Origin of the sequence: Kitasatospora sp. NPDC059571, assembly GCF_042735675.1 — a bacterium.
GTDB lineage: Bacteria > Actinomycetota > Actinomycetes > Streptomycetales > Streptomycetaceae > Kitasatospora.
This window is the reverse complement of sequence record NZ_JBHWBW010000121.1, coordinates 1-9287: the sequence shown is the minus strand read 5'-3', so window position 1 is coordinate 9287 and position 9287 is coordinate 1. Positions and strand designations below refer to the sequence as shown.

Below are 9287 nucleotides of genomic sequence, written 5' to 3'. Positions count from 1 at the left end.
GGGGGGTGCCCCCCGCCGGCCGGGCGGGGCGGGGCGCCCGCCCCCGGGGGGGGGCGGCCCCCCCCCCCCGGGCCGGTGACGGTCAGTCCTGCCGGTACACCGCCAGCGCCCAGATCACGAAGATGTCCAGGGCGATCACGACCAGCGCCCAGACCGGGTAGTACGGCAGCCACAGGAAGCTGAAGATCGCACTGAGCGAGGCGACCGCGATGCCGGCCCAGCGCGCCCAGGCCATGCCGCGCAGCACGAACGTGCCGATGAGTGCGAGCACGATGCCCAGCACGATGTGGATCCAGCCCCACGAGGTCAGGTCGAAGCGGAAGACGTAGTTCGGCGTGGAGACGATCAGTTGGTCCCGGGCGACGGCGACGATGCCCTGGAAGAGGTCGAGCAGGCCGTTGACCAGCATGACCACGCCGGCGAACAGCACCAGGCCGGAGACCCAGCCGCTGTTGCGCTGCGGGACGCTGCCGACCGGCCGGGGTCCCGGGGAGGTGGGCGTGGAAGTCAAGGTGCGCTCCCTTCGGAGGCGGACGCAGGTGCCTCACACGCTCCGTCGGGCGTGCTTCGCCCGCCAACCGCTGATCGGCCGTCCGGGTGGCCGGATGCGGCATCGTCCGGGCAGTGCGAATGTGGTGAACGGACGACCACCGAACCCCCGGAGTCTCAGATGCCCCTCCACCAGGGACGGGACGACGATCGCCGGATCGCCGTCAACCCGCTGCTCAACGAGGCCGACCCGGTCGGCGCCATGGCGGTCGCGCCCCCGGCGCACCGGCTGCCCGACGGCCCGATGACCCCGCACGCGGCCTATCAGCTCATCCATGACGAGCTGATGCTGGACGGCAACGCCCGGCTCAACCTGGCGACCTTCGTCACCACCTGGATGGAGCCGCAGGCCCGCGTGCTGATGGCCGAGTGCCTCGACAAGAACATGATCGACAAGGACGAGTACCCGCAGACCGCGGAGCTGGAGCGCCGCTGCGTGGCCATGCTCGCCGACCTCTGGCACGCGCCCGACCCGTCGACCGCGGTGGGCTGCTCGACCACCGGCTCCAGCGAGGCGTGCATGCTGGCCGGGATGGCGCTCAAGCGGCGCTGGATGAAGGCCAACCCGGAGCGGTACGCCGCCGGCGCCCGCCCGAACCTGGTGACCGGCATCAACGTGCAGGTGTGCTGGGAGAAGTTCTGCACCTTCTGGGAGGTCGAGCCGCGGCTCGCGCCGATGGAGGGCGACAGCTACCACCTGACCCCGGACCAGGTGCTGGAGCTCTGCGACGAGAACACCATCGGGGTGGTCGCGGTGCTCGGCTCCACCTTCGACGGGTCCTACGAGCCCGTCGCCGAGATCTGTGCGGCGCTGGACGGACTGCGCGACCGCACCGGCCTGGACATCCCGGTGCACGTGGACGGTGCCTCGGGCGGCATGATCGCGCCCTTCCTCGACCCCGATCTGCCCTGGGACTTCCGCCAGCCGCGGGTCGCCTCGATCAACACCTCCGGCCACAAGTACGGACTGGTGTACCCGGGCGTCGGATGGGCGCTCTGGCGGGACAAGGCCGCCCTGCCCGACGAACTGGTCTTCCACGTCAACTACCTCGGCGGCGACATGCCGACCTTCGCGCTGAACTTCTCCCGGCCCGGCGCCGAGGTCGTCGCGCAGTACTACACCTTCCTGCGGCTCGGCCACGACGGCTTCCGCGCCGTCCAGCAGGCGTGCCGGGACGTCGCCGTGCGACTCGCCGACGGAATCGAGGCGCTCGGCGCCTTCCACATGCTGACCCGCGGCGACCAGCTGCCGGTCTTCGCCTTCACCACCGGACCCGACGAGACCGGATGGGACGTCTTCGACCTCTCGCGGCGGCTGCGCGAACGCGGCTGGCTGGTGCCCGCGTACACCTTCCCGGAGAACCGCACGGACCTTGCGGTGCTGCGGATCGTCTGCCGCAACGGCTTCTCGCAGGACCTCGCCGACCTGCTGCTCGCCGACCTCGGACGGCTGCTGCCGGAGCTGCGGCAGCAGCGCGCGCCGATGAGCGAGCAGGGCATCGAGGCCCGCAGCGCCTTCCACCACTGAGTACGGTGGGGGGAGGGGCGAGGAGCAGGAGGCGAGTCGTGACACAGCAGCCGACCGGCGCGCAGTCCGGGCACGGGTACGGGACGGACGGGCACCGGGCGACCGCCTACCGCCCCAGCGCGGTCGGCGAGATGCTCCGCGACCGTCCGCCGATGGCCCGCGAGCTGCCGGTCTTCGACCCGGACACCGCCTCGGCCGAGCCCGGCCCGCTCTTCGTGGACTGGCTCGTCCAGGCGGTCGAGGCGGGCGTACCGGACGCACAGGTGATGACGCTCTCCACGGTCGACGCGGACGGCGTGCCGGACGCCCGGGTGCTGGTGCTGCGCGACGTGGACGCGGCCGAGGCGGCCTGGGTGTTCGCCGCCGACGCCGCCAGCCCCAAGGGCCGCCAGCTCGCGCTCAGCCCGATGGCCGCGCTCAGCGTCTACTGGCCCGCGCTCGGACGCCAGGTCCGGGTCCGCGGCGCGGTCGAGGCGGCGCCGCAGGCGGTCAGTGCGGACGAGTTCCGGCACCGCTCGCCCGGGGCCCGGGTCGCCTCCCTGGTCGGCCGGCAGAGCGAGCCGCTCGGCTCGCTCGCCGCCTACGACCTGGCGGCCGACGAGGCGCAGCTGCTGCTGGACGCCGACCCGCAGCTGGTGGCCGACGGGCACACCGTGTACGTGCTGCACGCCCACGAGGTGGAGTTCTGGCAGGGCGACCCGAGCCGCCGCCACGTCCGGCTGCGGTACACCCGCACCGGGCTGGGCACCGGCCGGGCCGCGTGGACCCACACCCTGCTCTGGCCCTGACGGGCCGCCCCGAGCGGCCCCGAGGGGCTACTCCTCGCGGTGCACCACCCGGCCGCCGGTCATGGTGAGGCGGATCGGGGCCGCGGCCACCTCGTCGGCGGGCGCCGCCAGCGGGTCCAGGGCGAAGGCCGTGAGGTCGGCCCGCATCCCGACCGCGATCCGGCCCGCCACGGCCTCCTCGCCGGCCGCGCGTGCGGCGTGCGTGGTGCACCCCTCCAGGGCCATCAGGGCGGTCAGCGCCTGCTCCGGGCGGACGGGGGCGACCTCCGGTGCGCGGGCCGGCCGGCGCAGCCGGGCCGCGGCGAGCACCGCGCGCGCGTCGTAGCCGGAGATCGGCCAGTCCGAGCCGAGCACCAGGGTGGCACCGGCGTCCCGGAGGTCACGGCAGCGCCAGGCCCGGTCGGCGCGCTCCGGGCCGAGCCGCCGGGACCAGGCGTCGCCGTGGTCGGCCCGGGTGTAGGCGCAGTGGCCCGGCTGCATGGAGGCGGCGACGCCGAGCGCGGCGAACCGCGGCAGCTGGGCGTCCGGCACGGTCTCGATGTGCTCGATCCGGTGCCGGGCCCGCCGGACGCCCAGCGCCTCCACGGTGTCCAGCACGTGCCGTACGCCCGCGTCGCCGATCGCGTGGGTGGCGGTGGCCACCCCGGCCGCGTCCAGGCGGTGCAGCGCCCGGGCGTACTCGGCCGGGTCGGGCCAGAACGCCTCGGTGCCCTGGCCGTGGCAGTCGGGGTGCTCCAGCCAGGCGGTGCCGCCCTCGACCGTGCCGTCGATGAAGAACTTCACGCCCGCCACCCGCCAGCCGCGGCCGGCCCGCCCCTGGAGCGCGACCAGCCGGTCGACGCCCTCGTCGCCGTCGCCGGGCATGCACCAGGGGTGGATGAGCAGCCGCACCGGCAGGTCGGCCCCGTCCTCGGCGCCGGCCAGCAGCTCCAGTGCGTCGGGGCTCTGCAGATCCATCACGTGGCCGGTGGTGAGGCCGGTGGCGGCCATGCCGCGCAGCAGGTCGAGCAGCCGGGAGCGGCGCTCGGCGGCGGGTGGGGCCGGGACGTACGGCACGACCAGGTCGATCGCGGCGTGCTCGACCAGATGGCCGGTCGGGCGCCCGTCGGCGTCGCAGACCACCTCGGCGCGCTGGGCGAAGCGGCGCGGTCCGTCGATCCCGGCGATCGCCAGCGCGGCGCCGCTGACCAGCGCGGAGTGGGCGTCGTACAGCCGCAGGAAGGCCGGGACGCCGCCGAGCACGTCGTCGATCGCGCTGCGGTCGATCGGGTGGTCGCCGAAGGTGTTGTGGTCGAGGTTCCAGCCGGTGACCCAGCCGCCGCGCGGGGCGGTCCGGGCGGCCTCGGCGAGGACGGCGCGCAGCGCGGCCAGGTCGCGGCAGCCCGAGAGGTCGAGGCCGGTGGCGAGGTCGACGCCCATCAGCGGGTGGGTGTGCCCGTCGGTGAGTCCGGGCGTGACGGTGGCGCCGGCGAGGTGGTGGACGGCGGTGGACGGGCCGCGCAGCTCCTTCAGCTCCTGCTCCTCGCCGACGGCGGTGATCACGCCGTCGGTGACGGCCAGCGCGGAGGCGAGCGGGCGGGCGGGGTCGAGGGTGCGGACGAGGGCGCCGGTGACGAGGGTGTCGGCGGTGGCCACGGGTCTCTCCAGAGGGGTCGGTCGGCCCAGGGGGTCAGTCGGCGGTGTCGGTCTCGGCGGCGAACCGGGCGTACACCTCGGGGCGGGTGCGGCGCAGCCGGGCGGCGATCAGCAGGCCGCCGGCGAAGACGGCCGGGACCAGCAGGACGAGCAGCAGGTTCACGCCGGTGGAGGCGGCGGTCAGGAACTCGATCTTGTCCACCAGCAGGTAGAGGGCGCCGAGCAGCAGGGCGGCGGCGGCGACGGGGGCGGCCACCGTGCGCAGCGCGCCCTCGGTGTGCCGGATCCGGCGGAAGAACACCGGCACGGCGATCGCGGTGAGCGCCTGGAGCAGCACGATGCCGAGCAGGCCGGGGCTGTTCACCCAGAGCAGCAGCTGGGCGTACGGGTCGGCGCCGGCCAGTGCGAAGCCGGCCACCACGACGACCGCGAGCACGGTCTGCGCGGCGCCCGCGACGTACGGGGAGCGGTGCCGCGGGTGGACCCGGCCGAGTGCGGCGGGCAGCACGCCCTCGCCGGCGAGCGCGTGGCCGTAGCGGGTGATCGCGTTGTGGAAGGCGAGCAGCGAGGCGAAGACGCTGGTGACGATGAGGACGTGCATCGCGTCGGCGGCCCAGCTGCCGACGTACTCGGTGGTGGCGGCGAAGAACAGCCCGGACGGGTCGGCGGCGACCGCGTCCAGCACCTCCTCGGCTCCGAAGGCCTGGACGACCGTCCACACCATGAAGGCGTAGAACAGGCCGAGGAAGCCCACCGCGAGGTAGGTGGCGCGCGGGATGGTGCGCCGCGGATCGCGGGCCTCGGCGCGGTAGATGGCGGTCGACTCGAAGCCGCAGAAGGCGGCGAAGGCGAAGGCCAGCACGGCGCCGGTGCCCGGCGTCCAGGCGTGCTGCGGGGCGAAGGAGTCCAGGTGCAGGCCGTGCGCGCCGCCGCGCAGCAGGACGCCGCCGGCCAGCAGGACCAGGATGCCGGTCTCGGCGACGAGCAGGACGCCGAGCACCTTGGCGCCGAAGTCGATCGAGCGGTACCCGGCGAACCAGACGACCAGCACGGAGAACAGGGCGATCGGCTGCCAGGGCACGTCCCAGCCGAACAGCGCGTGCAGGGTGTCCCGGGTGCTGGTGGCGATCAGTCCGTACATGCCGATCTGCAGGCCGTTGTAGGCGAGCAGGGCGAGGACGGCGGCGCCGATCCCGGCGGGCCGGCCGAGGCCGCGGGTGACGTAGGCGTAGAAGGCGCCGCCGTTGGCGACGTGCCGGCCCATGGTGGTGAAGCCGATCGCGAAGACGGCCAGCACGGCGCCGGCCGCGAGGTAGGCGACCGGGGCGCCGATGCCCCCGATGGCCAGCGCGAACGGGGCGACGCCGGCCATCACGGTGAGCGGTGCGGCGGCGGAGACCACGAAGAACGTGATGTCGCCGGTGCCGAGGCTGCCCGCTCTCAGCGTGGGGGTCTGCGGCGGGGAGGCCTGGGAGGTCAGGGACATGGGGGTGCCCTTCGAACGGCGCGGAATGGGGCCCGACGTAAACCTAAAGGCTTTCGGTTTCGGCACTGTAGACCGCGGTCGTAGCATCTGGGAAGACCTTCGAGCCGGGAGTCGGACATGGGGCGGCCGAGCAAGGCCCTGCTGGACAAGGAACGCATCGGCGCCACCGCACTGGCGCTGGTGGACGAGCACGGCGACTTCAGCGTGCCGCAGATCGCCAAGCGGCTCGGCGTCCAGACCGCCTCCGTCTACCACCACGTGGAGGGCCGCGGCGGCGTCGTCGAGCTGCTCCGCGAACGCGTCGTCGCCGCCATCGACGCCGCAGCCCTGGACCTGCGGCCCTGGGACGAGGCCCTCACCGCCTGGGCCCGCTCCTACCGCGCCGCCTTCGCCGCGCACCCGCGGACCATCCCGCTGCTCACCACGTCACCCGTCCGGGAGCCGCGCGTGTTGACCGCCTACGAGCAGGCCGTCGGCATGCTGGTCGAGGCCGGGTTCGCCCTCCCGGACGTCATGCCGGTGCTCACCGGACTGGAGAACACGGTGCTCGGCTCCGCCCTCGACCTGGCGGCGCCCGAGACCATGTGGGAGGTGGCCGACGAGGAGGCCACCCCGCTGCTCGCCGCCGCCCTCGCCGCCAGCCCGGTGCCGCGCGCCGACGCCGCGTTCGAGCTGGCGCTGGCCGGCTTCGTCGCCCACTGCCGGGGCCTGCTGCCGGCCTGACGCACCAGGGGTGCGACCGCCCGCCGGCGGCCGCACCCCTGGGGATCGGTGACGCGGTGTCAGGCCGCGCTGCGCACCGCGATCCGGGCGGATCCGGCCTCGGCCGCGGCCACCGCGGGCGCCTCGGCCGGCGCCGTGCGGCGCATCCCCTTGAGCAGGATCACCAGGCCCGCGGTGACCACGGTGCCCGTGGCGATCGCGACCACGTAGAGCACCGGGCTGCCGATCAGCGGCAGCACCCAGATCCCGCCGTGCGGGGCCCGCAGGGTCGAGCCGAAGGCCATCGTCAGGCCGCCCGCGGCCATGCTCCCGGCGATGCCAGCCGGGATCACCCGCAGCGGGTCGGCGGCCGCGAACGGGATCGCGCCCTCGGTGATGAAGGACGCCCCGAGCACCCAGGCCGCCTTGCCGTTCTCCCGCTCCTCGCGGGTGAACAGCCGGCCGCGCACCGCCGTCGCCAGCGCCAGGCCCAGCGGCGGCGTCATGCCCGCCGCCATCACCGCCGCCATCACCTTCAGGCTGCCCGCGTCCGGGACGGCCCCGGCGGTGGTCAGCGCACCGGCCGCGAAGGTGTACGCCACCTTGTTCAGCGGGCCGCCCATGTCGAACGCCATCATCGCGCCGAGCAGCAGGCCGAGCAGGACCGCGTTCGTACCGGACAGCCCGTTCAGCCAGTCGGTGAGACCGTGCATCGCCGAGGCGATCGGCGAACCGAGCACCACGAACATCGCGAAGCCGACCGCCGCCACCGACACCAGCGGGATCACCACCACGGGCATGATGCCCGCGATCGCCCCCGGCACCCGCCACCGCACCATCCAGCGGACCAGGAAGCCCGCCAGCAGGCCCGAGACGATGCCGCCGAGGAAGCCCGCCCCGACCGTCACCGAGATCGCGCCGCCGACGATGCCCGCCGCCAGCGCGGCCCGGTCGGCGATCGCGTAGGCGATGTAGCCGGACAGCACCGGCACCAGGAAGCCGAACGCCGCCGCGCCCGCCTGGAACAGCAGCGCCGCCCAGCTCTGCGCGGACGCCCAGTCGAAGTGGCCGACCACCGACGGCGCGGAGGAGATCGTGTAGCCGCCGATCGCGAAGCCCAGGGCGATCAGCAGACCGCCCGCCGCCACGAACGGGATCATGTGGCTGACGCCGGTCATCAGGTACTGGCGCAGCCGCCGGGCCCAGTGCTCCCCGGCCGGGGCGGCGGGTACCGCCGCCGGTGCGGAGCCCCCCGTGCCGGCCCGCACCGGCTGCGCCGCGGCCAGCGCGGCGGCCCGGGCGACCAGCTCGTCGGCGCGGTTCACACCGGCCTTGACCCCCACGTCGACGAGCGGCTTGCCCGCGAACCGGGCCCGGTCGCGCACCTCCACGTCGTGCGCCAGGATCACCGCGTCGGCCGCCTCGATCACCGCCGGGTCGAGCGGGGTGGAGCCCGCCGAACCCTGTGTCTCCACCTGGATCTCGGCGCCCGCCCGGGCCGCCGCCTGCTCCAGGGCCCGGGCGGCCAGGTAGGTGTGGGCGATCCCGGTCGGGCAGGAGGTGACCGCGACCAGCCGCAGGCCGGCCGGTGCGGGCCGCTCGGCCGACGGGCCCGGTGCGGGGGCGGCGTCCCCGGCGGTCCGGGCGGCCGGGACGGCCTCCGGCTCGGCGGGTTGGGCGGCCGGGGCCGCCGGTTCGGCCGGCTCCTCGCCGTTGACCAGGGCGGCCACCGAGCCGGGGTCGGTCGCCGAGCGCAGCGCGCCGGTGAAGGCCGGGTCCATCAGGCGCCCGGCCAGCGAGGAGAGGATCCGCAGGTGGTCGTCGTCCGCGCCGTCCGGGGCGGCGATCAGGAAGACCAGGTCGGCCGGCCGGCCGTCGGGCGCCTCGAAGTCGATGCCGCGCGAGCTGCGGCCGAAGGCCAGGCTCGGCCGGGTGACGTGGGCCGATCGGCAGTGCGGGATGCCGATCCCGTCGCCGAGGCCGGTCGGCGCCTGCGCCTCCCGGGCCGCGACGTCGGCGAGGAAGCCGTCGAGGTCGGTGACCCGGTCCTCGGCGGCCAGCCGCTGGGCCAGGGCGCGGACGGCCTCGGCCTTGTCGTCGGGGGCGAGGTAGAGATCCACGAGCGCAGGTGTGATCAGTCTGCCGTTGTCGCTCATCGTGTCGGTCCTTCACCTGTGGTGCGTCAATGGTGCGTGGTCGGTTCCCGTTGCCCCCGGGTTCCTTCTCCGGCCGCCGTCCGGCCGGGCGCGGTCAGCGGCCCAGCGGCAGCTCCTCGGGCAGGTCGGCGGTGATCTCCACCGCGGTCGGGTCCAGGTCGGCCGGGGCGGGCATCGCACTGCCCGGCAGCTGGACGGCGGCGGCGCCGTGCGCCAGCGCCGAGGCCAGCGCCTTGGGGCCGGTGCCGCCCGCGCCGAGGAACCCGGCCAGGGAGGCGTCGCCGGCGCCGACGTCGCTGCGGACCACCGCCGCCGGCGCCGTCCCGTACCAGACGCCGTCGTCGGCGACCAGCAGCATGCCGTCCGCGCCGAGGCTGGCCAGGACCTGCTGGGCGCCGAGCCGGCGCAGCTGCCGCGCCGCCCTGAGCCCGTCCCCGAGCGTG

At 75.2% G+C, this 9287-nt stretch carries 8 protein-coding genes; 3 read left to right on the top strand and 5 right to left on the bottom strand.

The window, feature by feature from the left end:
- Window positions 1-82: 82 nt before the first annotated feature.
- On the bottom strand, window positions 83-511 hold the full coding sequence (locus ACFV0G_RS16280) for a hypothetical protein (RefSeq protein WP_380547151.1): 429 nt from the start codon (window positions 509-511) through the stop codon (window positions 83-85).
- Window positions 512-670: 159 nt separating this feature from the next.
- Here ACFV0G_RS16280 and ACFV0G_RS16275 point away from each other — a divergent pair, with 159 nt between their 5' ends.
- Both ACFV0G_RS16275 and ACFV0G_RS16270 read left to right on the top strand, forming a co-directional pair.
- Window positions 671-2077, top strand: a complete 1407-nt coding sequence (locus ACFV0G_RS16275) for a glutamate decarboxylase (protein ID WP_380547149.1) — start codon at window positions 671-673, stop codon at window positions 2075-2077.
- A 38-nt stretch (window positions 2078-2115) separates the two neighbouring features.
- The gene (locus tag ACFV0G_RS16270) at window positions 2116-2865 is read left to right on the top strand and encodes a pyridoxal 5'-phosphate synthase (RefSeq protein WP_380547147.1); all 750 of its coding nucleotides are present in this window, start codon (window positions 2116-2118) and stop codon (window positions 2863-2865) included.
- Between the two features lie 27 nt (window positions 2866-2892).
- On the opposite strand, the gene ACFV0G_RS16265 is transcribed toward ACFV0G_RS16270, so the two are convergent.
- Together ACFV0G_RS16265 and ACFV0G_RS16260 are read right to left on the bottom strand one after the other, a co-directional pair.
- Complete coding sequence (locus tag ACFV0G_RS16265) at window positions 2893-4500, bottom strand: amidohydrolase (protein ID WP_380547144.1); 1608 nt, start codon at window positions 4498-4500, stop codon at window positions 2893-2895.
- Window positions 4501-4534: 34 nt separating this feature from the next.
- Window positions 4535-5986: an APC family permease gene (locus ACFV0G_RS16260; RefSeq protein ID WP_380547142.1), complete on the bottom strand. Its 1452-nt coding sequence runs from the start codon at window positions 5984-5986 to the stop codon at window positions 4535-4537.
- A 117-nt stretch (window positions 5987-6103) separates the two neighbouring features.
- Between ACFV0G_RS16260 and ACFV0G_RS16255 the strand changes: the two genes are divergently transcribed.
- The gene (locus tag ACFV0G_RS16255) at window positions 6104-6709 is read left to right on the top strand and encodes a TetR/AcrR family transcriptional regulator (RefSeq protein WP_380547139.1); all 606 of its coding nucleotides are present in this window, start codon (window positions 6104-6106) and stop codon (window positions 6707-6709) included.
- Window positions 6710-6768: 59 nt separating this feature from the next.
- Here ACFV0G_RS16255 and ACFV0G_RS16250 read toward each other — a convergent pair whose 3' ends face one another.
- Window positions 6769-8844: a fructose-specific PTS transporter subunit EIIC gene (locus ACFV0G_RS16250; protein ID WP_380547137.1), complete on the bottom strand. Its 2076-nt coding sequence runs from the start codon at window positions 8842-8844 to the stop codon at window positions 6769-6771.
- Between the two features lie 94 nt (window positions 8845-8938).
- The coding region (locus ACFV0G_RS16245) for a PfkB family carbohydrate kinase (RefSeq protein WP_380547135.1) at window positions 8939-9287 on the bottom strand (349 nt) is incomplete at its 5' end.

Coding starts and splice junctions, on each gene's coding strand:
- ACFV0G_RS16275 (WP_380547149.1), top strand. CDS start 671: ATGCCCCTCCACCAGGGACGGGACGACGATCGCCGGATCGCCGTCAAC.
- ACFV0G_RS16260 (WP_380547142.1), bottom strand. CDS start 5,986: ATGTCCCTGACCTCCCAGGCCTCCCCGCCGCAGACCCCCACGCTGAGA.
- ACFV0G_RS16255 (WP_380547139.1), top strand. CDS start 6,104: ATGGGGCGGCCGAGCAAGGCCCTGCTGGACAAGGAACGCATCGGCGCC.
- ACFV0G_RS16250 (WP_380547137.1), bottom strand. CDS start 8,844: ATGAGCGACAACGGCAGACTGATCACACCTGCGCTCGTGGATCTCTAC.